Source organism: Rhodococcus sp. NPDC076796 (genome assembly GCF_040702765.1).
Lineage (GTDB): Bacteria > Actinomycetota > Actinomycetes > Mycobacteriales > Mycobacteriaceae > Rhodococcoides.
This window is the reverse complement of record NZ_JBFBMS010000011.1, coordinates 1-23,625: the sequence shown is the minus strand read 5'-3', so window position 1 is coordinate 23,625 and position 23,625 is coordinate 1. Positions and strand designations below refer to the sequence as shown.

Sequence of the window (23,625 nt, the reverse complement as noted above, 5' to 3'; positions counted from 1 at the left end):
ATCACCCCTGCCCGATGCGCGCCCCGTCTATGAATTCGTCTGCAGCGCAGACTAGTTTCTGCCGAAGCGAATCCGGCACGGTGACCGTCACCTGAACCAGATACTGATCGACGATGTGGTGGACGACGACGTACCGGGTGCGGGCGAAGAGCAACCGACCGTCGCAGTCGTAGCGACCTGCGATCGAGACGGACGGAAGACCACGGAACGAGTCTCGGTCGTGACCGATCTCGACCCAGCCGGGCAGCTCCCGAGAGTCACCGAAGCCGCAGTCCAGCAACGATTCCGGATGGACCGACCGACTGAGTTTGCCGACCAGAATTACCGCGTTCGGTACGAATCCGTCGACTGCGTTCACCGGTGAATGCAGCACCGCGGTGGCGTGTGGGAAGTGATGCTCGGGAACGACGTCCCAGTCCGGTAGCACCGGGAGCTCGAGCCCGAACCTGTCGCATTCGTCGCGGCGCACCGGTGCCAGTTCGACACCCTGCTGCTGGAGATGGGTTTCTATCGTCCTTTCTCGAACCGTCACTGGACAGCGTTCCTTCCGCTGACAGTCGATGCGGCACGGTCGGCGCGGATACGGTCGAGCAGCCTGGGCGGGCGCAGCAACTCGCGCGCATCATCGTGTTCCAGCTGCGCACGAGCCCAGGGATTGTCGCGACACCACAGAAGCAGCGCGAGCAGCGAATTCGGTTCGACCTTCTTCTCACACGCCATGATGACCAGCTCCGGTTCGTCGGTCTCGCTCGAAAGGCGCGGGACTCGAATCACCGGCAGGTCACCCCGGTGCGGGACCGCTGGATTCGGATGCTCCTCCAGGCGCAGATCCGCAATGTCGCTCCATCGCACGACCGTCATGTCGTTCGTCACCTTCCACCCACGACGTCGATAGATCTGTTGGACAATACCTTCGGGGTGCAGAGAGACCCTGGTGCGGTTGACGACGACGAACCCCAGGACGAACCACGCCAGGCATGCCGGCGCGCCTATCGAAGTCAGCAACTCGGCCATCTCTTGGCGAGGGTCCGGTCCGTCATCCCTGAATACGAAGTAGGACAGGCCCACCACCGACGCGAAGGCGAGCAGACCTGCCCGAGCCACGAAGTCCCCGCGCCCGGGCACCGACAGACCTGCGCCGACGCCTGCAACGTCGACCCGCCGCACGAAACGTGACAATTGCGCAGCTCCGATGCCGGACATCGGCACAGCCATCCCCAAAGGAAGGAGCACGAAGAACGCGAGCCACAACAGTGCTACGAGGCCGCCTGCGCCTGTCCTGGCGATCACAGGAACAGCGACAACCAGCAGTCCCAGCGCTACCGTACAGAGGCCGAAAACCGCTGCGAGCCAGCCGAGGTGGACACTGCGCCACCTCCGCACCCACACAGGTCCCGAATCCACAGGCGTGTTCGCGCCTGTGTCCTCACGATCGGTCATCGCAGCGTCCATTCGAAGACCTTCGATACGCCGTGGCTGACGGAGCCCCCGACCAGGGCACCCAACGCGAGGCCTGCGGCAGCACCGGCCACCGTGCCCGGCCCGGGAAACACCGAACCCGCGGTACCACCGAGTCCCGCCAGGGCACCGGTCACGTAGCTCGCAGCTGCGAGGCCGGCGGCGGTACTCGCCGTGTTGACCGCAATCGCCTCGGTTGGGTTCACTCCTTCGTCGATATCGTGTGCAATCGAGGGAATCGTTCCGGCGACCGCACCGAACGCTCCGAGTCCGCGGCCGATGTTCTTGGCGACGTCGTCCACGGAACTGACACCGGGCAATTCCAGCGCCCTCTTCGTCGCGTCGGTCATGCCCCCGATCACCGTGGCCGCTGCGGTCGTCGGCCAGTCCGGCATCCACGAGAACGATCCGTCCGGGTTCTCGACGAACTTGCCGGTCGGACTGCCGAGCGCGAGCTCGGTCAACAGCCTCGTGGGTTCGGCCAACTGCTGCGCAGCGTCGACCGCAGCGCGCTCGGCCTGAAACAACGCCCCCTGGATGTCCCGCGTCAATTGCACTGCAGCAGCGCGAAGTTCGTCCGCCTGGCGCACCTTCTCCTCGCCGAGACCGTCGGGGATCAGCGCGATCATTCCGTCGGCATCCACCACACCGTCGGCCCCAACGGCGAACCCGCTGGCCGTCGCCGCCGACACCTGCGCCTGCAGGTGCGCCTTCGCGGCATCGACGATTCCGGCTGCGCTCTCGAATGCCTTTCCGAGCGAGTCGATCTCACTGCACACCGTGCCCATCCGGGAGCACTCGGTCACCACGCGTTCGGCTGCGGCGTCAGCTGCTTCGCCGGTCCACGTCTCGGCCAACGTGTCTTGCTCCTCCAGCACTCCGGTGCGCTGGCCGTTGACGCGCTCGACGATTTCCGACAGTTCGATCATCGTCTTGCGCATCGACTCCGGCTCCCACCCCGCTACGTGCGGCACAGTCGGGGTCACTTCGGCTGGTCCATCGCAGCGAGGCGGCGGGCGAGTTCGTCGTCGCCGATCTCGTAGTTCTGCGCGACGCCGCGGGCGATGCCTGCGATACATTCGGCTCGCCCGGCCAGTGCCGCAACTGCTCCGGCGGCGGCCGCTGCCGCCGCCGCACACGCGGCGTGAAAGTCACTTCCCTGCAGCGCGTTCTCCGATGTACGGAACGGCGCGAGAGTATCCAACTCACCGATTGCCTGTCCGGTTCCCGACAACGCATTCGAGAACTGCCGCAGGATCGCTGGATCCACGTTCACTGTCATGACGCTCCCCCGAGTCGCACTGTGTCGACGCCCGGTCGTTCGGCGTCATCGGGTTTGACGCCCGCGGTCTCCGATCGGTTCCCTTCGATCCGTTTCGGACAGACTCGGCCGGAGTGCATCGTCCTCACGGCCATGCAGCGATCCCGTGCCGTCGCGCAACCGTCCGCCGGAGCGCCCGTTCGATACCGCGACCATTTCGGCCACGATCGACAACGCGGTCTCTCCGGGACTACGCCCACCGAGATCCAGACCCACGGGCGAGGCCAACCGCGCCAAAGAATCCGCGTCGACCCCGCGTGCAAGGAGTCGGCGACGGCGATCCTCGTGTGTTCGACGGCTCCCCAGCACGCCGATGTAGCCGGCCGGGGTGCGTACCGCGACGTCGAGCAGCGGGACATCGAATTTCTCATCGTGCGTCAGTACACACAGCGCGGTGGAGCGGTCGATCAGGCCCGCCTTCCACTGCGCCGTCAGATACTCGTGCGGCCAGGCCACCACGACCTCGTCGGCGTGCGGAAAGCGTTCGGCCGTAGCGAAGATCGGCCGAGCGTCGCACACCACGGTGCGGTATCCCACGATCGCGGCTGCCCGGGCGACGGAGTCGGCGAGGTCGAGTGCACCGAAGACGATCAGCAGCGGCGGAGCCGGGAACGATCGCACGAAGACCTCGACGGCGTCGATCTCACGCAGTCCGCTCGATCCGTCCGCCAACATGACCCGAGCGAGCTCGGTGGCTCCAGCGTCGAGAATCGGGTGGCCGATGGAGCCGGACGAATCGTCGGCCGTCACCACGAGATGACCGCCCGCAGCACCGGAGGCGACGGTCACTTCGGCAACAGAAGATCGCGACATGATTCGCTCCAACAGCTGTCCGTAGTGCGGGCGGCTGTCCCGATCCACTCGGTCCACCACGACCTCGATGGTGCCGCCGCAGGTGAGCCCGATGGCGAACGGGTCATCTGCCGCGACGCCGAATCGAAGCCGATCAACGAATCCACCCGTCGCCGCCGACACCGCAGCGTCGAACACTGCACCTTCGACGCATCCGCCGGATACACCTCCGAGTGCTCCGCCGCCGGCGTCGACGGCCATGACGGCACCCACCTCTCGGACCGCACTGCCGGAGGTTGCCACGACGGTGGCCACCCCGAACGGCCGTCCGCTGATGAACCAGTCGTGGAGTGTGGCGGCGAAGTCGAGCATCGCGAACCTACCGTCGCCCGAAAGCCCTGGACACCAACCATCCCTCGACCATTCCGGCGAGGAAGATGCCGGCAATCGGCGCGTATTTGCGCACCGGTTCGGGCATCAGAGACATCGCATTCAATCCGCCGTCCATCGGGCTCGGAACAGCGGTCTTCACCGCCGAAGGCGCGGTCGATTCGGCCGTAGCCGAACCACTGAGCAGCGCACCGAGATTGACGGCGAACTGTTGCAGCACCTTGTTCGACACCGCCACGATCGCGCCCTTGCCGAACGAGACGATCTTGCCGCTGATCACCAGATCGGTGTTCACGGTCAACCGCGAACGGTCACCGATCGACTCGACCGCGAGATCGACCTGGGCCTCGGCGTCGCCGTTGCCGTGCGAGTCCGCTCCTTTGGCCTCCAGTGTGAGCGTGCGCGTCTCGGCGTCGACCTCGAGGAACCGAATCGTGCCGGCGTACGACGCACTGATCGGGCCTACCTTGACCTTGACGCCACCGAGGTAGGTCTCGCCGTCCTTACCTGTGATGGCGGCCCCCGGTACGCAGGTCGCCACCTTCTCGACGTCGTTGATCAGTCGGAACACGTCCTCGGCGGACGCGTCGATGTCGAGTGTATTGGTCAGTATCACTTGCGAACTCCGTTCACACAGCCGGCGCAGCGGCGCTGCTCGGCGCACGAGTCGATGGCCTCGACGATGGTTTGATATCCGGTACAGCGGCAGTAGTTCGACGCCACCACCTCGCGGATCTGTTCCTTGGTGGCATCGGGGTTGTCGGCGAGGTAGCCCTCGGCCAGCATCAGGAATCCCGGTGTGCAGAAGCCGCATTGCAGGCCGTGGTGGTCTGCGAAGGCCTGCTGCAGATCGTTCAGTTCGCCGTCGTTGCCGAGCGATTCGACGGTCTCGATGTCCGAGTTCTCCACCTGCGCTGCGAACGTCAGGCAGGCTCGGGCCGGCTTGCCGTCGATCAGCACGGTGCAGGCCCCGCACACGCCGTGCTCACAGCCGACGTGTGTTCCGGTGAGCTGCAGATCGTGCCGCAGCACGTCGACCAGAGTTCGGCGTGGTTCGGTGATCACCTCGTGGACGGTGCCGTTGACGTTCAGTTCGATCAGTTGCTTGTTGCTCATGGCCTTCCCTTCGCCAGTGCTGCCTGTACTGCCACAGGGGTGATCGGTGTGTCGTTCAGTTCGACTCCGGTGGAACGCAATCCGTCGTTGACGGCGTTGAGCACGGCGGCGGGTGCACCGATCGTGCCGCCCTCACCGGCTCCCTTGGCTCCGGATTCGGTGAACAGGCAGGGCGTTTCGAGGTGATGGATCTCGATGTCCGGGATTTCGCAGGCAGTGGGCACCTTGTAGTCGATGAAGCTGGCGCACAGTGGGTTTCCGTGGTCGTCGTACGAGACCTGCTCGAACAACGCGCCGGCGATGCCCTGGGCGATCCCGCCCCGGCACTGGCCTTCGACGATCTTGGGGTTGATGGCGACGCCGCAGTCCTCGACGCACACGTACTTCAGGATCTCTACTCGGCCGGTGCCCTCGTGCAACTCCACCACGACGCCGTGGGTGGCGTTGGAGAACGTGCCGTCGTTGAACACGTCGAAGCTGGCCGTCGCGGACAATCCGGGTTCGACGCCCTTCGGTAGCAGTTGCGCCTTCAGATACGCGACGTCCGCGATGTCCCGGTAGGTGACGTACTTGGAGTGGTCGTCGCGCTGACGGACGCGGCCCGAGGCCAGCTCGACGTTGTCGTCACGGGTCTCCATCAGGTGCGCCGCGATCTCACACAGTTTGTCTCCCAGCTTGTTCGACGCCAACGCCACCGCGCTGCCGCCGATGGTGATCGAGCGGGAGGCGAACGACCCGAAGCCGTAGGTGATGCGGTCGGTGTCGCCCTGCACGATCTTGACCTGTTCGACGTCGATGCCCAGCCGGTCGGCGACGATCTGCGCCATGGTGGTCTCGTGGCTCTGGCCGTGGCTCATCGTGCCGGTCGTCACGACCACCGTGCCTGAGGTGTCCATCCGGACCTCCGAGATGTCGAACCCGGGCACCACGTTCATCTTGCGGGCCGCGAATGCGCTGCTGCCGTACCCGGTTCGCTCGCTGAAGCACGAGTATCCGATCCCGATGTGTCGGCCGTCTGCGGTCGCCCGCTCCTGGAAGTCGTACCACCCACCGTCTCGTAGCGTCTGCTCGCACAGGTTCAGTGCCTCGAGGTAGGAGCCAGGATCGTAGGTGATGTTGTTGACGCCGGTGTAGGGGAAAGCGGTGATGACGTTGCGCCGTCTGATCTCCACCGCATCGATGTTCAGTTCACGGGCCGCTCGCTCGAACAGCCGCTCCATCACCATGACGTACTGCGGCCGGGACACCCCTCGGTACGGCGCCGTCGGTGCCTTGTTGCTGAAGATCGAGCGGCCCCGCACCCGATATGCCGGAACCTGGTACACCCCGGGCATTTCGGCCGAAGCCATGAGCGGCTCGATCCCTGCGGTGAAGGGGTAGCACGAGTACGCGCCCATATCGCACACGACATCTGCGTCGAGGCCGAGAATGCGGCCCTCGGAATCGAACGCTGCCCGCACGTCGTACTGCTGTTCGCGCGCCAGGAACGACGCCGTCAGTGCGTCCTTGCGGTCCTCGATCCATTTCACCGGACGGCGGAGCTTCAACGCTGCTGCGGCGACGGCGATCTCCTCGCGACCGACGACGCACTTCTGCCCGAAGCCGCCACCCATGTCGGGTACCACGACGCGGACCTGGCGTTCGTCGAGCCCGAGGCACAGTGCGGTGACGGTCCGAACCTGGTGCGGCACCTGTGTACAGATGTGGACGATCAGCTGCTCGTCGCGGTCGTCCCAGTACGCGATGCAGCCGCGGGTCTCGAGCGGAAGCGCGTTCTGGCGCCCGGTGCGCGATCGCACGGATACGACGGTGTGCGCGTCGTCGAATATCTCGTCGATGCCGTCGGTGGCGAACATCTGCACGTCCACGACGGTGTTGTTCGGAACCGAATCGTGCACCAGGGGTACGCCGTCGGACATGGCCTGGTCTGCGGAGGTGACGGCGGTGACGGTCCGGTACGACACCCGTGCCGCTTCGAGCCCGTCCTCGACGCTGTAGGCATCGGCGGCGACGACGATGGCCAGTGGCTCACCGACGTAGCGCACGACGTCGTGCGCCAGCACGGGCATGTCGGTGGGCACGAATTCGCTGAGCGGACGGGACAATTCGGCTCGGATCGGCCGCAGGTCCAAGTCCGCCGCGGTGAAGACGCCGCGCACTCCCTCGACTCCGGTGACGTCACCGACGTCCAGACCGGTGATCGAGCCGGCCGCGACAGTGCTGCGCACGAACTGAGCGTGCAACATTCCCGGCATCGCGATGTCGTCGACGAATCTGCCTCGGCCGGTGAGCAACCGCGGGTCTTCCCGGCGGGCGACCGAGGTGCCGACGAATTTCGGTGTGAGGACCTGATCGACGCTCACGTGGGCACTCCCTGCGATACCAATGCGTCGCTGCAGGCTTCGGCGACCAACGTGCGCACCAGGGTGCGGCGGTACTCGGCGGTGAACATGCCCTCGTCCTCCAGTTCCAGTGCTTCGGCTGCGGCGTCCGCGCAGTCGGCGAACGTTCCACCGGCGGCGAGCGTGGCCTCGCCTGCCGGCGATCGCATCGGGGTCGCGCCGACCCCCGCGAGGGCGACGCGTCCGCCGACCACGGCCACGCCGTCGAGATCGAGGGACACCGCTGCGCCCACGATCGCGAAATCTCCCTGGCGCTCGGCATATTCGGTCACCGCAGCGTGCGGTGCCGGGTTCGGGAACACGATCTCGACGATCATCTCGTCGAACGCGAGATCGGTGGAGTAGTACCCGAAGAAGAACGAGTCCGCCTCGACGGTTCGCCGCCCCCGCACGCTCTCGACGACGATCCGGGCGTCGAGCAGGATGGCGAGCAGGCACCATTCTGCGGTGGCGTCCGCATGGGCGATGCTGCCACCGACGGTGCCGCGGGTACGGATCGGGTAGTGCCCCACCCACCGCATGGCGTCGCGAAGAACAGCGAAGTCCGTTCCCACGTGACCGGATTCGACGTCGTGGTGGGTGGTGAGTGCTCCGATGTGCAGGCCGTCGGATTCTCGGCGGATGTATCGCAGAGTGTTCAACCCACCCACGTCGATCAGGTGCCCGGGCCGGGCGAGGCGGAAGTTCATCATGGCGACCAAGGACTGGCCTCCGGCGATGATCTTCGCGTCCTCGCCCAGCTCGGCCAGTAGCCGCACTGCACCCGAGACATCGCGCGCCCGGTGGTAGTCGAACTGTGCGGGCTTCATCAGACCCGAGCCTCGCCTGCGACTACCTCGGTGGGTTCGTCGACGAGGGTGTCGAGTTCGCGCCCCTTGGTCTCCGGTGCGAAGTACGCCATCCAGATCACCGCGAACAACACGAACGCGGTGACGATGCCGAAGGTCAACGGAAGACCCAGGATCGGCCACATCACGGAGCCGAAGAGCAGTGGCGCGAAGCCCGTGGCCACCCGGCTCACCGAGGACGCGTACCCGAATCCCGAGGCGCGAATGTTGGTGGGATACAGCTCCGAGACGTAGCAGTAGAGCACCGGAATGGTCAGCTGAATGACGAATCCGAAGATGCCGAGCCAGATCAGCGCAGCGGATTGAATGTCGAGCATGACGGCGAACATGACCAGCGCACTACCCGCGATCGGGCCGGACAGCCCGATGACCCACTTGCGTCCGAAGATCTCCACGATGAACGCCGAGGTGAGCACACCGACAATGCCGACTCCGGTCATGAGCGTCGTACCGGCGAAGGCTGCGAACTCCCCGTAGCCCTCGGCGCGGAGGATGGACGGCATCCAGCTCAGCGCAGCGTAGTAGAGCAGCATGATCGACACGAACAGCATCCAGGCCGCGGCGGTGATGCGCGGGCTGTAGCGCCACACCGATTTCAGCTGCGTCAGAGCAGCTTTCATGCCACCCGGACCCTTGGGTGCGGTATCGGCGACGATGGCGTATTCGACGGCCTCGGATCCGGTGCGGGTCACCATGTCGTCGATGACGGCGCGGGCCTCGGCTTCTCGGCCGACCTTGGCGAGGTAGATGGGTGACTCCGGGATGCCGCGTCGAACCCAGAACAGCAGCAGCGCAGGCAGAACCATGAACAGCAGCATGTAGCGCCAGCGAACATCACCGTCGATCGGGACCAGAAGTGTTGCCACGACGCCGCAGATGGTGGCACCGATCGGCCACCAGACGTCCATCGCGGACAGAATCTTGCCGCGAATGCGGCGGGGCGAGAATTCGCTGACCAACGCGTAGTCCACCGGGATGCAGCCGCCGAGGCCGAACCCTGCGAGGAACCGCAGGATGATGAAGATCTCGAAGTTCGGCGCGAAAGCACCGAGGACGGAGAACAACGCAAAGATCAACAGCGTCAACGAGAATGCACGCTTACGCCCGACCCTGTCTGCGATCGTTCCCCACACGACGGCTCCGACGGCCATGCCGATCAGGTTGCCGGTGGCGACGAGCCCGCGCTCGGCCTGGGACAGATCCCAGTAGCTTCCGAGCAGCGGCGTCAAGAAACCGTTCAGCGCCACATCCCAGGCGTCGAACATGTAACCCAGCCCGCCGATGATGAAGATCTTGCCCTGCACACCCCATTTCCAGGGGAGTTCCTGTACTACCTGATCACCAGTCTTCATCGCAGCCTCCGGCGCGGTGTTGTGGTCCGAGGTCGTCATCGGACGAACGAGTAATGGAATTTCTCGTCGTCGCTGTCGTCGAGCGGGGTACCGCTCCACAGCCAGTCGTACGAGATGTCGGACTCCCCATCGAACGACGCCAGTGTCGCGTCCCGCTTCTGCTGCTCGGGTCCATCGGGTATGTGGTAGAACGTCTTGTTCTGCAGGCTCGCGTCCTGCACCATCCGTGCGTGCCGGGCCCGGCGAAAGACGTAACGCGCCAACGCGTCGTCGATTCCGCTCGAGGTCACCTTCGCGAGTTCCTCGGCCAGCACGGCGGCGTCCTCCATGGCCTGCGAGGCACCTTGCGCCTGGTACGGCAGCATGGCATGGCAGGCATCGCCCAGCAGCGCTACGCGGCCGTCGGTCCAACGCGGGTCGGGCCTGCGGTAGTAGAGCGCCTGGCACAGCACGTTCTCGTCGGCCTTGGACAGCATCGCGTGGGCGCGGTCGTCCCAGTCGGGGAACGTCGCCATCAGTTCCTCGGGCCCGACGAGCCGTGGTCCACCGTCGCGGACCTCGTCGGTACACGGTGCCAGCGCAACGACATTGAGGTATTCACCGTTGCGGATCATGTAGTGCACCAGGTGTCGGTCGGGTCCGTACCAGATGGTGCTCTGGTATCGGTCGACGAGCCAGCGGGTCGCCGGGTCCTTGACGATGCGATCACCCGGAATGAGTGCGCGATAGGCCATTTCGCCGGAGAACACCAACGTGTCGGGCAGGCCGATGAGATCGCGTACCGTCGAGCGGATTCCGTCGGCTCCGATGAGCAGATCCGATTCGTATCGACGTGCTGCTCCGGTCACCGCGACGGGCCGCATGGGGTCGGTTCGGTCGACCTCGACGACTTTCGCGTCGGTCTCGAACACCACGACCGGGCCCGGGCCGTCGGGGTCGAGGCACTGTGTGTGGATGGCGGAGTGCAGGTCCGCACGGTGGTAGTGCCAGTACGGCGCGTTGAAGGTCTTCTTGCAGTATTCGCCGAGCGCGGTGAGCGCGATGACCTTGCCGTTCTCCCAGCGCCTGCGCACCTGGTCCATCGGTTCGGTCTTGATCGCTTCGAGCTTCTCGCGCATACCGAGGGCGATGAGGATGCGGCTTGCGTTCGGTGCGGTCTGGATGCCGGCTCCGACCTCGCCGAGCTCGGCAGCTGCTTCGAGTACCGTCACCTGGATTCCTCTGTGCCGCAGCGAGAGCGCCGCGGTCAGCCCGCCCAGACCGCCGCCTGCGACGACCACTTCGATCGGTGCCATGTCAGTTCTCCACCAATCGGCCTTCGGTGACGACGTCGATGCCGTCGATGGATACGGTGCAGGCGCGCATTCCGATGTCGAGATGTGCGTAGGAGTCTCGGCCGAGTACGGGGTGCGGGCCGGTGGACCACAGGAAGCTGCCGGCGAAGGCTCGGGCGTCCATGCCCATGATGTCGTCCTTGCCGTACATCGCGGCAGCGAACCAGTCGCCGGTCTTCATCAATCCCCAACCCATGTGGGACAGGTAGCGCGCCCACTTGTCGTTGGAGTCGGCGAAGAACATGTTGAGCAGAGCCGCCTCGGCACCGCCGGTGACCTCGTCGATATGTCCGTTGGTGACGGCCAGTGTCGTCCTGTCGCGGACGTACTCCTTGAACGGCAGCAGTATGTCGCCCTCGGACAACACGATCTGTCCGTTGGAGATCTCCGGCCAACACAACACCATGGTCGACGGCCAGTGATCCCAGCGTCCCTTGTCGTCGGCGAAGCCCACCTGGAACTCGGGCTGCGAATTGCTCAGTTGCACGGTGAGATCGGTGCCGGCCTCGTTGGTGATGCGCATGGTCGAACCGTTGCGGATCAGATCGACGCCTGCCTGCACCCGTTCCTTGTCGCCGTCCTGCGGCATGTTCCTGATGAGCACGTCCGGGGCGTCGCACACGAAGATGATGCGTGTTCCGGCGGCCAGGATCTCCTGCTGGATGGGAGCGTGGATGAAGCCCTCGCTGGTCAGATCGACCACGAGATCGGCTCCCTTGAGCATGTCCTGAGCGACCGAACTGTTCATGACCGACACCAGACCGGGGCCCGCACCGGTGTGGGTGCTCGGCATCGGTGCCGGACTGCCGCCGGGAACGGTGGCCGAGAGTACCTGTGCGCCCAAACTCTGAGCCGCCCCGAATGCAGCCGAGACGTAATCCCCGCGGCTCGACGGCTCCGCGAGAATCACCACCTGCTCTCCTGGCTGAACTTTGCACAGCTCGAGCTGACGGGTGAACGCGCGCAGGAGATCAGCTGATCGCAGATCGAACATCTCGGTTCCTCTCGTGAGGGTTCTCGGTTGAATCGTTGTCGGTGATTCCGCCCAGGCGGGCAAGGTCTTTCAGATAGGGAACTTCGTCGCGTGCGTCGAGCAACTCACGGCGAGTCACTGTCGCCGAGACCGATCCGACGCTCTCGTCCATCTCGACGATGGTGCGCCCCTGCGGTCCGACGATCACGCTGTGGCCTGCGAACCGTGGGCCGTCGCCGGCCTGTCCGGTGAGTCCGGCGGCCGCGACGACGACGCCGTTCTCGAGTGCTCGGGAGCGAGTGAGCAGCTTCCACACGTGCAAACGGACGTGTCCGAAGGCCGACGGTACGGCGATCACATCGGCTCCTCGCTGGACGAGGTCTCGGACCGTCTCGGGGAACCCTGCCTCGTAGCAGATCACGACGCCGATGGTGCCGAACGGAGTGCTCACCAGCAGTCCGCTCTCCGCGCCGGGAGTGAACACCGATTTCTCTCGGTCCCACAGAAAGCGTTTGTGTCCCAATGCGATCAGGCCGCCCGGACCCACGACGAGCGAGCTGTCGAAGACGACTCCGTCGGCATCACGAAACGCGATGGCCGTCACCAGAACCGTGTCGGTTTCGGCGGCGAGTGCTCCGAGCGCGGTCGACGTTCGACCGGGTACGGACTCGGCCATCGTTTCGATGCTGTCGAGATCGTAACCGCTGGCGAACAATTCGGGCAGAACGATCAACTTCGATCCGCCCGCGGCGAGAGACTGCACCTCCGCGCGCACCGCGTCGATGTTCTGCTGCCAAGCCCCGATTCGCGAACCGGTCTGCACCACAGCGATATCGAACGTATCGACAATCGACTCGGTGTCGACGCCGCGCAGACGGGCCGAGGCCGTCACTGCGCCACCCGATTCATGTCGGTGGTGTAGAACGGGCCCGCCAGCCTGCCGAGGAAACGGTGTTCGAGAGTATCGACGTGCAGGTCGGCGGTGAGCAGGCCGGGCCTGCTGGTCACCGCCGTCACGGTCCCCAACACCAGAGTGTCCGTGCCGAGTGCGATTTCCTGCATGGTGCGGCATTCGAGAGACACCAGGGATTCGAGCACCGACGGGGCCGCGACCGACACCGACGGCACCGCGGTCATGTGCGAGAGCTCGAATTCGTCGACCTCCGCGTCGACGGTGGCGAAACTCGCTGTCACCGCGTCCACGGTGTCGGCGGACGGAATGTTGACGACGAATTCGCCGGTCTCGCGAATGTTGACCAGCGTGTCCTTCAGCTCTCCTGGGAACCCGATGCGTTCACCGATGGAGATCATCAGCGTCGCCGGATTGCGCGAGGCGACGTTGAAGAAGCTGAACGGTGCGAGGTTGCGGACGCCGTCGCCGGAAACGGTCGAGATCCATGCGATCGGACGAGGCTGCACTGCACAGGACAGCAGTTTGTACACATCCCCCGACGACATCGAGTCGATGTCGTGGCGGGTGCGATCCGTGAGCTCCAGAGAGTCGCCTACCTGGGAAGTCATCGAAACGAGCCTTCTTTCGCTTGCTGTGCAACCGGTCGTGCAACCGATTGCGTTGCTCTGACGATAGAGGGGTTTCTCAGTCGATGTCGAGCTTTGGGCGACAAATCCGAAACCAATTAATGGCACCGTTACACGGACGCCGGCTGCGTAACCTGCGCCTTACTCGCCGCGCATCCCGGCCCTGGCCGTATCGATCGGACTGCCGTGTCGGCGCGGGGGTCCATATCCCTCCGATGTTCCGTCGACGATGTGAACCTCGTCCTCCCACGGAACTCGGTAGGTTCCGTCGGCGAGATCGCGGACGTAGGTGTACGGGCAATCGCGCGCCCCTCCGTCGAGCGCGGTGTACCCACGATGACCCAGTTGATAGATGTTGTTCTCCACTCCCCACTCGCGACGTGCCGCATCGGCCCTGGCGGGCTCGATCGACACGGTCACCACCCGATCGGGTGTGGAATCGCCGCGCTCGATGATCGTTCCTTCGTAGTCGCACACCATCGCCTCGCCCATGGACGGGATGCCGTTGCCGTCCTCCCCCGCCAGACACACCGACGCCGTGTACGCCAGATTGTGAAAAGCGTTGGCCTCGTTGGTGATACGCCAGGACTGCCGCAGCGGAAACTTGTACCCGGCCGTGCGCAGCAACACGTTGGCACCGCGGTAGCTCGCCTCCCGCGCCATCTCGGGAAACATTCCGTCGTGGCAGATCAACAGCGACAGCACCGAGCCCTTGGGCCCCGGGCAGACCGGTAGACCGATGTCGCCCGGTTCCCATGGCTCCTTGGGCGTCCAGGGATGCAGTTTGCGGACGTACAGGGCTATGTCGCCTCGGTCGTCGACGATGATTCCGGAGTTGAACGGCGCTCCGCCCGGGTTGCGTTCCATGATGCTGAAGCACCCCCACACTGTCGACTCACGGCAGGCGTCGCGCAATCGCTCCACCTGCGGACCGTCCATGTCGCACATCACCTCGTCGGACGCCCACGACGACTTGCGTAGACCGTGCAGCGAGTACTCCGGGAACACCACGAGGTCGAGCGCCCCGAACCCGGCCTTCGCCTCGCGCAACTGCCGGCACACGCGATCGGTCGTCGCGTCGACATCGTCCATGCTCGTGATCAGCGGAACCTGCTGCTGGACCAGGCCGAGCGTGAGAGACGTCGGCGACGGATTGAGACCACCAAGACCTGTCATCGAATGTCCGTTCCTCGAGGGCAACTTGTTGCGCAAACGATTGCGCACGGTGCTAGCTTAGGGGTCATCAGGGGTCGGGGCAGCGCCGACGGAGGATCGAGGGGAACCGCCAGTGGACAGCACTACTTCGGGAAGCGTCACGCTCAAGACGGTCGCAGCTGCTGCGGGAGTACATGTTTCGACCGTCTCCCGAGCTCTGCGACGCGTTGCGCTCGACCCTGCCGGTGCCAGCGCCGGAGATCTGCGATTGTTCGAGCTGGCCCGCGAGATGGACTACGTCCCCAACCCCAACGCGGCGAGCTTGACCACCAAGAAATCCACCGCGTTCGGAGTACTCGTACCGCGATTGACCGACGTGGTGCTCTCGGCGATGTACGACGCCATCGAGGAAACCGCGAACCGTGCCGGGTACGAGACCTTCGTCGCCAACACCCACGACGATCCGATTCAGCAGCGTCGACGCATCGATCTGTTGCTCGGCCGCAACGTAGACGGCCTCATCTTCGGTGATGCTCGCCTCGACAGCGAGAACCTCGAAGACCTCGACCGCCGAGGGATCAAGTTCGTGCTCATCAGCCGTAGATACCCCGGGATGACCTCGGTGACGTGCGACGACCATCGGGGCGGCTACCTCGCCGGCGAGCACTTGGCCAGACTCGGCCACACCCGAGTGGGGATCGTGTCGGGTCCGGCGTGGGCCAGCACCGGAATCGACCGATTGGAGGGCTGCCGGGCTGCCCTCCGCGACGCAGGAATCGACGTTCCGGACGAGTACGTTCGGGAAGAGGGTTTCGATCCCGAGGCCGGACGACGCGGGGCCACAGCACTTCTGGCATTGCCGAAACCTCCGACGGCGATCTTCGCGACCAACGATTTCAGCGCCATCGGAGTCCTCGGCGTGCTGCGCGAAGCGGAATTGCAGCCGGGACGCGACATCGCCGTCGTCGGCTACAACGACATCTCGATCTGCAGCGAACTGACGGTGCCTTTGACGACAATTCACAGTCCGCACCGCGAAATCGGCACACGCGCAGCCGAAATGCTGTTGGCCGTCACCCACGGACTACCGGTGTCCTCGGTGGCACTCACACCGACACTGGTCGTCCGCGACTCCACCGTTCCGGGGCGAACTGCCCCCACCCATTTCTCGCCGGTCGGCCGGTAACCGCAGTCATCGGAACATCCCGACGTGACGCAGATCGTAGACGCCTCCACCAGCACGTTCACCTTGACGGCTTCATCGACGTGCACTTCTATGTTTGGCAGACCCTCGGTGCAGGGAAGGCGTCGAGAAGACGCGGCCGAGGCACATCGGTGCGTCACCGAATTTTGAGGAGAATCAATGCCAACCACAGTGGCCGATCAACTCGTACGAGGACTCGTCGACGCCGGCGTACAACGCATCTACGGCATCGTCGGCGACAGTCTCAATCCGGTGGTCGACGCAGTGCGTCGCACCGGCGGATCGGCCAAGGGCGGCATCGACTGGATTCACGTACGACACGAGGAAGCCGCGGCCTTCGCTGCGTCGGCCGACGCGCAGACCACCGGCGCACTCGCCGTCTGCGCGGGCTCGTGTGGACCCGGAAACCTGCACCTGATCAACGGCCTGTACGACGCACATCGTTCCGGCGCACCGGTTCTGGCGATCGCGTCGCACATTCCCAGCAGCGAGATCGGCTCGGGCTACTTCCAGGAGACGCACCCCGACCGCCTCTTCGGTGAATGCTCGCTCTACAACGAATTCGTCTCCACCGCCGAGCAGGCTCCCCGGGTGTTCCGAGCAGCGATCAACGCAGCCGTCACCGGCGGCGGAGTGTCCGTGTTGACGCTTCCCGGCGACATCGCCGAGCTGTCGGCCGCCGGCACGATGGATCCGATCGCCATTCCGTCCACACCGATCGTGACACCGCCTGCGGCGGACATCCAGAAGGTGGCCGATGCCATCAACAACGCCGAGAAGGTCGCCATCTTCGCCGGCTACGGAGTCAAGGGTGCCCACGACGAGGTGGTTGCGTTCGCCGACACCATCGGCGCTCCCGTCGGACATTCGTTGCGCGGCAAGGAGTTCATCCAGTACGACAATCCGTACGACGTGGGGATGACAGGGTTGCTGGGATACGGCGCGGCCCATGCCGGGATCCACGACGCGGATCTGCTCATCCTGCTCGGCACCGATTTTCCTTACCAGCAGTTTCTGCCGGAGGACGTCACGACTGCACAGATCGACATCGATCCGACGAAGCTGGGGCGACGGACCTCGGTGCAGTACCCGATTCACGGTGATGTCCTCGCGACGCTGAATGCATTGCAGCCGTTGGTCACTCGCAAGACCGATCGCCGCTATGTGGAGAAGTGGGTCGACAAGCACAACGATCTGATGGGCAAGACCATCGGCGCATACACCCGCAACGCCGAGAAGCTGGTCCCCATCCATCCCGAGTACGCCGCGTCGGTGCTCGACGACCTCGCCGCCGACGACGCCGTATTCACCACCGACACCGGCATGTGCAACGTGTGGACCGCGCGCTACATCAACCCCACCGGCAGAAGAGCGTTCGTCGCGTCGATGCTGCACGGTTCGATGGCCAATGCCCTGCCGCACGCCATCGGAGCGCAGTTCGCCAATCCGGGCCGCCAGGTCGTCTCGATCTCCGGCGACGGCGGATTCTCGATGCTGCTTTCCGAACTCCTCACAGTCGCGATGTACAAGCTGCCTGTCAAGATCGTGCTGTTCGACAACTCGACACTGGGCATGGTCAAGGCCGAGATGCTCGTCGACGGTCTGCCCGACTTCGGAGTCGACGTGCCCCAGGTCGACTACACCGGCATCGCCGCGGCTGCGGGTATCCACGCACAACGCGTCGACCAGCCCGAGGACATCCGCGACGCACTCGAGACCGCGTTCGCCGTCGACGGACCGGCTCTGGTTCAGCTGATCACCGATCCGCTCGCGCTGTCCGTCCCACCGACCATAACCGGGGAGCAGATCAAGGGATTCGCACTCGCGATGAGCAAGGTAGTGCTCAACGGCGGTGTCGGCGAGGCGGTTCGGATGGCCAAGTCGAATCTGCGCAACGTGCCTCGGCCGTAGATCGCTGTCGCGATGAAGCTCGAGGTCGGTGCGAGCACCGGGACCGTCGGACGTGCGGTTATTCTCGACGGACCGCCCAAACCGGACACCCGATCCGGTCACCGACTGTTCCGGAAGGCTCCACTATGGCCATCGACTACACCCGCAAGCCCTCGACGGGGCAGAACCCAGCGCAGCAACCCGGAGCTCCCGTCAGTCTGAGCAAAGTCACGTTGTCGAAGGCGTCACCGACGATCAGCCTCACCAAGTCCGGCGAGAAGCAGGGTTCGATGCGGGTCAACCTGAACTGGTCGACCGGCGCACCCGCGGCGCAGCCGAAGAAGAAGGGCTTCCTGGCCAAGTTGGCTGCGGCGTCGTACGGCTCCGGCGGTGTAGACCTCGACCTCGGCTGCCTCTACGAACTGCGTGACGGTTCCAAGGGCGTCGTCCAGGCACTCGGCAACAGCTTCGGCTCGCTGCAGGACGCCCCGTTCATCGCGCTCGACGGCGACGACCGCTCCGGTTCGGTCAGCGGCGGCGAGAACATGCACATCAACCTCGCCAATCCCGAGAAGTTCGCCCGCATCCTGATCTTCGCGATGATCTACGACGGCGCACCGAACTGGGCCGCCGTGGACGGGGTGGTGACGCTGTACCCCACCAGCGGACCACAGGTCGAGGTACGCCTCGACTCGGCCGAGAACTCCGCGCGAATCTGCTCGATCGCGTTGTTGGAGAGCACCTCTGCGGGGATCACCGTCACCCGCGAGGTCGAGTACATCCAGGGCAGCCAGGCCGACCTCGACAAGAAGTACGGTTGGGGACTGCGCTGGGCGGCGGGCCGCAAGTAGTCAGAGAGGTTGCGGCGGAGTCATTTCCAGCCGGACGCCGATCAGTCGAACCTCTCTCGTCTGGTCGAGGCGGTCGACGAGGGCCACTGCAGCCGAGGTCAGGATTTCCGGGTCGAAGGTGGGCGCGCCGACGATCGGTGCGCTGACCGTATGCGTCTCGAACGGCGCGTAACGGATCTTCAGTGCAGCCCGGACGGCGGGCCGGTTCTCGGCTTCGATGTCGGCCAACACCGTCGACGTCAAAGCCGCGACTTCGTCTCGGATGATCGCCCAATCGGCGACGTTGCTCTGGAACGTGACCTCGCGGCTGTGCGACCGTGCGACCCACGGCTCGGACGTCACCGGTGCGAGATCGACGCCTCGCCCTTTCGTACCGAGCCACGGACCGATCTTCGGTCCGAACGCGGCGGCGAGGTCCGCGTCCTCGGCATCGGCCAGTTCTCGGACTGTCGAGATGCCGAGGGCGGTCAGCCTCTTCGAGATCTTCTTGCCGATCCCCCACAGCGCATCGGTACTGCGATCGCCCATCACCTCGAACCAGTTGTCCTGCGTCAGCCGGTAGATACCCTGCGGCTTGTCGAAGTCGGTGGCGATCTTGGCTCGTAACTTGTTGTCCCCGATGCCGACCGAGCAATGCAGCCCCGTCGCGTCGAAGACCGCGTCGTGCACTGTCTTCGCCACGCCCTCGGGGTCATCGGTCTCCACACCGAGAAATGCCTCGTCCCAACCGATCACCTCGACGACGAATCCCAACGTCCGCAGAGTGTCCATCACGAGCACCGACGCCTCGTCGTACGCCGGCTTGTCCACGGGGAGGAAGATGGCGTCGGGAATCTTCTTTGCGGCGACGCGCAGTGGCATTCCGGATCCGACGCCCTTCGCACGCGCCTCGTACGAGGCCGTCGACACCACCCCGCGCTCGGTCGGGTCTCCCCTACCGCCGACCACTACCGCTTTGCCCGCCAGATCCGGATTGCGGAGCACTTCCACGGCGGCGATGAATTGATCGAGGTCGACATGCAGTACCCATCGGCGCCGCGCTGGGTCGGTCGGAGTACTCCCGGTCATAGTGCTCAGTGTGCCCGTGGTGTCTCATGACGCCATGACGAAATCGATATCTCGCACCATCGGACGAGTAGTACTGGGAGCGTTCCTCGTCTTCGCCGGCCTCAGTCATCTCTTCTGGGCGAGGAGCACCTTCGCCGCCCAGGTGCCGACCTGGGTCCCGATCAGTACCGACTTCGTCGTACTGGCGTCGGGCATCGTCGAGATCGCGCTCGGCTTGGCACTGCTGTTCTGGACCGCTCGCGCACCACTCGTCGGTTGGGTGGTCGCGGCGTTCTTCGTCGCGGTCTTCCCCGGCAATATTTCGCAGTTCGTCACACACACCGACGCGTTCGGCCTGGACACCGATACGGCCCGAGGAATCCGCTTGCTGTTCCAGCCACTGCTGATCGTCTGGGCGCTGTGGTGCACGGGGGCATGGGCGCATTTCCGCGCATCACGTCGGGGCCGCAGTCGGAATCAGTAGGCGGACTGCCGACCGGCCGCAGCGATGCCGTGGTGCAACTGCGCCACGTCGGGGTGTGCTCGCGTACGGGACTTCCACGCGTTCTCGCCGTAGGTGCTGTAGATGGGATTGGAGGGATCGTTCTCGACTCCCCGGGACTGCCGGGCCAACTCGGCCGGAAGTTCGATCACCGGGACGAGCGCATCGAGGGCCGGACTCAGAAAGTGTGGCACCGATATCCGGTCGTTATCGGGCCCTGGCGAGACCACCCGATGCCGCGTCGCCCGTAGATAGCCGCCGGTCGCAACTTCCAACAGTTCACCGATGTTGACGATGAAGGCCCCGTCCAGCGGCGGTACGTCGATCCACGTATCGGCAGTCGTCTCCACCTGCAGCCCGGCCGAGTCCGGTTCGACGAGCAGCAGCGTCAACACCCCGGAGTCCTTGTGTGCACCGACGCCCTGCGAGTGATCGGGAGTGCCCGGGTAGCGCACGACCTTCATCAGCGTCGCGGGCGCGGTAGCGAATGCATCGTCGAACACATCCGGGGGCGCTCCGAGGGATTGCGCCCAATGACGCAGGAGGCGAAGTCCGAGACCCGACACCGTGCGTTCCCACTGCTCGAACGTCTCCCTGAATCCTGCTGGCTGCGAGGGCCACAGATTGGGGCCCTGAAGGTTCCAGTACCCCACCGCTCCGTCGATCGCCGGGCGTTCGGAACCGATGTCGACCTGCTCCCGCCAATCCACCCGACCGTTCGTGAGCTCGCCGCCCACCCGCGAGTAGCCGCGGAAGTGCGGGCTCTTCAGCTGACTGATTTCGTCCTTGACGTGGTCCGGCACGGCGAAGAACTCACGCGCGAGACGCAGCACCTCGTGCATTCGTTCGGTCTCGATCCCGTGTCCGACGAGATAGAAGAAGCCGGACCGGTGAGCTGCTTCGCGCAGGGACAGCTGGAACGCGCGGGGGTCGTGGTCGGCCAGACCGAGATCGAGAACGGGAAGCATGTTTGGCATTGTCCTCCTCCCTCGACGCGTCGGCCAGCACTGTCAAGGTTCTGTGAAACCGCCGGACCCGGATGCAACACTGAATGCCATGAGCCCCGAAGCACTCGACATCACCGTCGTCGGTCACGGCGCAGCCACTTACCCGCCCGAACAGTGCACGCTCGCGCTGACTGTTCGCACCGACGGTCGCACTGCAGAGTCTGCATCCGAGCCGGCTCAGCAACTCGTCCGAGAGCTCACGAGACTGGTCGAGCCGCTCTACAACAGCGCCGGGGGACCCATCGATCGGTGGTCGGTGGACCAGGTGCGCCACTCGCGGCAACGCCCGTTCAATCACGACGGAGAACAACTGCCGTACGTCTATCAAGCCGAGGCGTCAGTGGAGGTGCAGTTCAGCCAACTCGATCTGGTGGATGCGTTCGTCTACGCAGCCTCCGCACTCGAGGGAGTGTCGATCGACAATTTCGACTGGGACCTCACCGAATCCAGCAGGATTGCTCGCACCCTCGCGGTCCGGGAACTCGCAGTGCGCGACGCGGTCTCCAAGGCCGAGGCCTACGCGTCGAGCCTTGGACGATCGGGCGTGCACGCTGTCGCGGTGGCCGATCCCGGTCTGCTGCCAGGGGTCGCCGAGCACAGTGGCGTCGAATCCTCGGCGCGAATGTTCGCAGCGACATCAGCGCCGGCAGGGTTTGCACTCAAGCCGGAGAACATCACGATCTCCGCGAGTGTGCACGCCCGATTCACCGCCTCCTGACGCCTCGCGCCTACGCTCGAATCATGAATCGAGACGATGCCCGACGCCTCTGGCCGCGGCCACCGCTGCTGCCTCGTCCGATCGTGATGGATCAGCGATGGGAACGGCTGGTCTTTCTGCATTGGCGGGTTCCGAGTTCGGCTGTCGCCCCACTGTTGCCCAGCGGGTGCGTACCCGACGAGTTCGACGGCTCGTCGTGGGTCGGGCTGATCGGCTTCCACATGGTCGGAGCCGGCCTCGGCTACCGTCACCCTGTTCCGTACTTCGGCACGTTCGGCGAGATCAATGTGCGCCTGTACTCGGTCGACGCGGAGGGTCGACGCGGCGTCGTGTTCCGCTCCCTGGAAGCAACCAGACTCGCAGTCGTGCTGGGCACCAATGCCGCTCGCATTCCGTACCGCTGGTCATCGATCGACATCGACGACGACAGTCGAACGATCGGCTACCGCAGCCGACGACTCGCACCACCGCACCGCGGCGCAACCACGGACTTCGGCGTCGTCAGAGGGTCACGCGACATGTCCGAGGATCCGCTCGCTGTGTTCCTCACCGCGCGTTGGGGATTGCACACCTCACTGGCCGGACGCCTGCTGTACGTCCCGAACGTGCACCGACACTGGCCGCTGGTCGACGCAGAACTCACCCACTGCTCCGACGAGTTAGTGGCCGCGGCAGGCCTACCCGACATCAGTACCCGGCCCCCGGACTCGGTGCTGTACTCCCCCGGTGTGGAGACCCAGTTCGGTAGGCCCTACACAGTGCGCGGTCGGTAGAAGATCACGTGGCCCGAGGACAGTTCGACAACCCAATCTCCCGGTGTTGCAGCAGCGCTGTCGGATATGGAACTCGACGTCACACTTTCCCGCAACACGAGGTACCCGGCGTCGAGGGCGAGGTCGAACAACAGCTTCGTGTTGTCCGAGAATTCGACGGCAGGGTTGTCGCCAGTGGAGAGCCGGACCACGGTGGCTCCGATGGACGGAAGCCTCTCGACGGTCGGGGCTACCGCCTTCGGGTGCTCGGGTGCGGGCCACGATTCGACGGCCCCTTCCGGTCCACACAAAACAGTCGAACCGTCCGCGGCGGTGTACTCCCAGGATTCGACTTCGTCTCGCGGACTGGCCACCACTCTCTGCCGGCCCCCGAACGTCAGACGGAGAACACCGAATTCGTCGTAGTCTGCGTCGTCGCATACAAGACCGTGCAGTGTCGCGAATGCGCGTAGACCCTCGAACTGGTTGTCCTCGTCGACGATGAGGCCATCCACCGTCACCTCGCTGAAGGCAATGCTGGCACCGTTGTCGAATTCGATGCTCAGATCGAAATCGAGCAAAATTCTGCTGACGCGGAGCTGATCGACGGCGAGTTTCATCGCCGTCGACTGTGCCACAGAATCTCGTGGGAGCCCACGAAGACTGGCCGGAGGCATGATGCGCGGCAGCCTCGCCGGATGGCAAGTGCGCGCGCGTTCGTCAGGAGCGCGGGGATTGGTGAGTGGTCGGGGTGCGATTGTGCGCGCGGATGGCGATTGCGTGCGCGTTCGTCTGCGCCAGGGGTTCGGTTGTGGGTGTGGTGGTTTCGAAATGCAGAATGGCCCCTGACCTGGTGGTCGGGGGCCATTCTGGAATGTTGTGTTCGGCGGTGTCCTACTCTCCCACACCCTGTCGAGTGCAGTACCATCGGCGCTGGAGGGCTTAGCTTCCGGGTTCGGAATGGGACCGGGCGT

At 64.9% G+C, this 23,625-nt stretch carries 24 protein-coding genes and 1 rRNA gene; 6 read left to right on the top strand and 19 right to left on the bottom strand.

Annotation, left to right across the window (positions count from 1 at the left end; genetic code table 11):
• Window position 1: 1 nt before the first annotated feature.
• From AB0366_RS23375 to AB0366_RS23305, 15 genes are all read right to left on the bottom strand, one after another.
• Complete coding sequence (locus tag AB0366_RS23375) at window positions 2-532, bottom strand: LpqN/LpqT family lipoprotein (protein ID WP_366246067.1); 531 nt, start codon at window positions 530-532, stop codon at window positions 2-4.
• Window positions 529-1,440: a hypothetical protein gene (locus tag AB0366_RS23370; protein ID WP_366246065.1), complete on the bottom strand. Its 912-nt coding sequence runs from the start codon at window positions 1,438-1,440 to the stop codon at window positions 529-531. Before AB0366_RS23370 ends, AB0366_RS23375 begins: the two co-directional genes overlap by 4 nt.
• Window positions 1,437-2,444: a hypothetical protein gene (locus AB0366_RS23365; RefSeq protein WP_366246063.1), complete on the bottom strand. Its 1,008-nt coding sequence runs from the start codon at window positions 2,442-2,444 to the stop codon at window positions 1,437-1,439. Before AB0366_RS23365 ends, AB0366_RS23370 begins: the two co-directional genes overlap by 4 nt.
• The gene (locus AB0366_RS23360; RefSeq protein WP_366246062.1) at window positions 2,441-2,740 is read right to left on the bottom strand and encodes a type VII secretion target; all 300 of its coding nucleotides are present in this window, start codon (window positions 2,738-2,740) and stop codon (window positions 2,441-2,443) included. The genes AB0366_RS23365 and AB0366_RS23360 overlap by 4 nt, the downstream gene beginning before the upstream one ends.
• A gap of 45 nt (window positions 2,741-2,785) precedes the next feature.
• Complete coding sequence (locus AB0366_RS23355) at window positions 2,786-3,943, bottom strand: XdhC family protein (RefSeq protein ID WP_366246060.1); 1,158 nt, start codon at window positions 3,941-3,943, stop codon at window positions 2,786-2,788.
• A 7-nt stretch (window positions 3,944-3,950) separates the two neighbouring features.
• Window positions 3,951-4,577 (bottom strand): SRPBCC family protein, encoded by a 627-nt coding sequence (locus AB0366_RS23350; protein WP_366246059.1) that lies wholly within the window; start codon window positions 4,575-4,577, stop codon window positions 3,951-3,953.
• Window positions 4,574-5,077 (bottom strand): (2Fe-2S)-binding protein, encoded by a 504-nt coding sequence (locus tag AB0366_RS23345; protein ID WP_121873157.1) that lies wholly within the window; start codon window positions 5,075-5,077, stop codon window positions 4,574-4,576. The genes AB0366_RS23350 and AB0366_RS23345 overlap by 4 nt, the downstream gene beginning before the upstream one ends.
• Window positions 5,074-7,440, bottom strand: a complete 2,367-nt coding sequence (locus tag AB0366_RS23340) for a xanthine dehydrogenase family protein molybdopterin-binding subunit (protein WP_366246058.1) — start codon at window positions 7,438-7,440, stop codon at window positions 5,074-5,076. Before AB0366_RS23340 ends, AB0366_RS23345 begins: the two co-directional genes overlap by 4 nt.
• Window positions 7,437-8,288, bottom strand: a complete 852-nt coding sequence (locus tag AB0366_RS23335; protein ID WP_366246057.1) for an FAD binding domain-containing protein — start codon at window positions 8,286-8,288, stop codon at window positions 7,437-7,439. The genes AB0366_RS23340 and AB0366_RS23335 overlap by 4 nt, the downstream gene beginning before the upstream one ends.
• A complete protein-coding gene (locus AB0366_RS23330; RefSeq protein WP_366246056.1) occupies window positions 8,288-9,718 on the bottom strand; it encodes an MFS transporter in 1,431 nt (476 codons plus the stop codon). Before AB0366_RS23330 ends, AB0366_RS23335 begins: the two co-directional genes overlap by 1 nt.
• On the bottom strand, window positions 9,715-10,974 hold the full coding sequence (locus AB0366_RS23325; protein ID WP_366246055.1) for an FAD-dependent monooxygenase: 1,260 nt from the start codon (window positions 10,972-10,974) through the stop codon (window positions 9,715-9,717). Before AB0366_RS23325 ends, AB0366_RS23330 begins: the two co-directional genes overlap by 4 nt.
• Window position 10,975: 1 nt before the next feature.
• Entirely contained in the window at window positions 10,976-12,007 is a 1,032-nt protein-coding gene (locus AB0366_RS23320) for a hypothetical protein (RefSeq protein ID WP_366246054.1), read from the bottom strand.
• Window positions 11,985-12,878: a carbon-nitrogen hydrolase family protein gene (locus tag AB0366_RS23315; RefSeq protein ID WP_366246052.1), complete on the bottom strand. Its 894-nt coding sequence runs from the start codon at window positions 12,876-12,878 to the stop codon at window positions 11,985-11,987. The genes AB0366_RS23320 and AB0366_RS23315 overlap by 23 nt, the downstream gene beginning before the upstream one ends.
• On the bottom strand, window positions 12,875-13,507 hold the full coding sequence (locus AB0366_RS23310) for a flavin reductase family protein (RefSeq protein WP_366246050.1): 633 nt from the start codon (window positions 13,505-13,507) through the stop codon (window positions 12,875-12,877). The genes AB0366_RS23315 and AB0366_RS23310 overlap by 4 nt, the downstream gene beginning before the upstream one ends.
• A 159-nt stretch (window positions 13,508-13,666) precedes the next feature.
• A complete protein-coding gene (locus AB0366_RS23305; protein ID WP_121873162.1) occupies window positions 13,667-14,701 on the bottom strand; it encodes a formamidase in 1,035 nt (344 codons plus the stop codon).
• A 112-nt stretch (window positions 14,702-14,813) separates the two neighbouring features.
• Here AB0366_RS23305 and AB0366_RS23300 point away from each other — a divergent pair, with 112 nt between their 5' ends.
• The 3 genes from AB0366_RS23300 to AB0366_RS23290 all read left to right on the top strand — a co-directional run bounded on the left by AB0366_RS23300 (window position 14,814) and on the right by AB0366_RS23290 (window position 18,625).
• Window positions 14,814-15,866: a LacI family DNA-binding transcriptional regulator gene (locus AB0366_RS23300; RefSeq protein ID WP_366246049.1), complete on the top strand. Its 1,053-nt coding sequence runs from the start codon at window positions 14,814-14,816 to the stop codon at window positions 15,864-15,866.
• Window positions 15,867-16,043: 177 nt separating this feature from the next.
• Window positions 16,044-17,795 (top strand): pyruvate dehydrogenase, encoded by a 1,752-nt coding sequence (locus AB0366_RS23295; RefSeq protein WP_366246047.1) that lies wholly within the window; start codon window positions 16,044-16,046, stop codon window positions 17,793-17,795.
• Between the two features lie 125 nt (window positions 17,796-17,920).
• Window positions 17,921-18,625: a tellurium resistance protein gene (locus AB0366_RS23290; RefSeq protein WP_366246045.1), complete on the top strand. Its 705-nt coding sequence runs from the start codon at window positions 17,921-17,923 to the stop codon at window positions 18,623-18,625.
• On the opposite strand, the gene AB0366_RS23285 is transcribed toward AB0366_RS23290, so the two are convergent.
• Complete coding sequence (locus AB0366_RS23285; protein ID WP_366246044.1) at window positions 18,626-19,693, bottom strand: DNA polymerase IV; 1,068 nt, start codon at window positions 19,691-19,693, stop codon at window positions 18,626-18,628.
• A 34-nt stretch (window positions 19,694-19,727) separates the two neighbouring features.
• Between AB0366_RS23285 and AB0366_RS23280 the strand changes: the two genes are divergently transcribed.
• Entirely contained in the window at window positions 19,728-20,156 is a 429-nt protein-coding gene (locus AB0366_RS23280; RefSeq protein WP_366246043.1) for a hypothetical protein, read from the top strand.
• Here the strand turns inward: AB0366_RS23280 and AB0366_RS23275 are convergent.
• Window positions 20,150-21,142, bottom strand: coding sequence for a 2-oxoglutarate and iron-dependent oxygenase domain-containing protein (locus AB0366_RS23275; RefSeq protein WP_366246177.1), 993 nt, complete (start codon window positions 21,140-21,142; stop codon window positions 20,150-20,152). The two genes, AB0366_RS23280 and AB0366_RS23275, sit on opposite strands and share 7 nt — an antisense overlap.
• An 88-nt stretch (window positions 21,143-21,230) precedes the next feature.
• Between AB0366_RS23275 and AB0366_RS23270 the strand changes: the two genes are divergently transcribed.
• Window positions 21,231-21,899, top strand: a complete 669-nt coding sequence (locus tag AB0366_RS23270; RefSeq protein WP_366246041.1) for an SIMPL domain-containing protein — start codon at window positions 21,231-21,233, stop codon at window positions 21,897-21,899.
• A gap of 23 nt (window positions 21,900-21,922) precedes the next feature.
• Entirely contained in the window at window positions 21,923-22,672 is a 750-nt protein-coding gene (locus tag AB0366_RS23265) for a DUF2071 domain-containing protein (RefSeq protein WP_366246040.1), read from the top strand.
• Here AB0366_RS23265 and AB0366_RS23260 read toward each other — a convergent pair.
• Together AB0366_RS23260 and rrf are read right to left on the bottom strand one after the other, a co-directional pair.
• Complete coding sequence (locus tag AB0366_RS23260; RefSeq protein WP_366246039.1) at window positions 22,651-23,271, bottom strand: DUF6188 family protein; 621 nt, start codon at window positions 23,269-23,271, stop codon at window positions 22,651-22,653. The genes AB0366_RS23265 and AB0366_RS23260 overlap by 22 nt on opposite strands.
• Window positions 23,272-23,532: 261 nt before the next feature.
• Window positions 23,533-23,625: ribosomal RNA gene (gene rrf, locus AB0366_RS23255) — 5S ribosomal RNA — on the bottom strand; the annotation flags it as partial.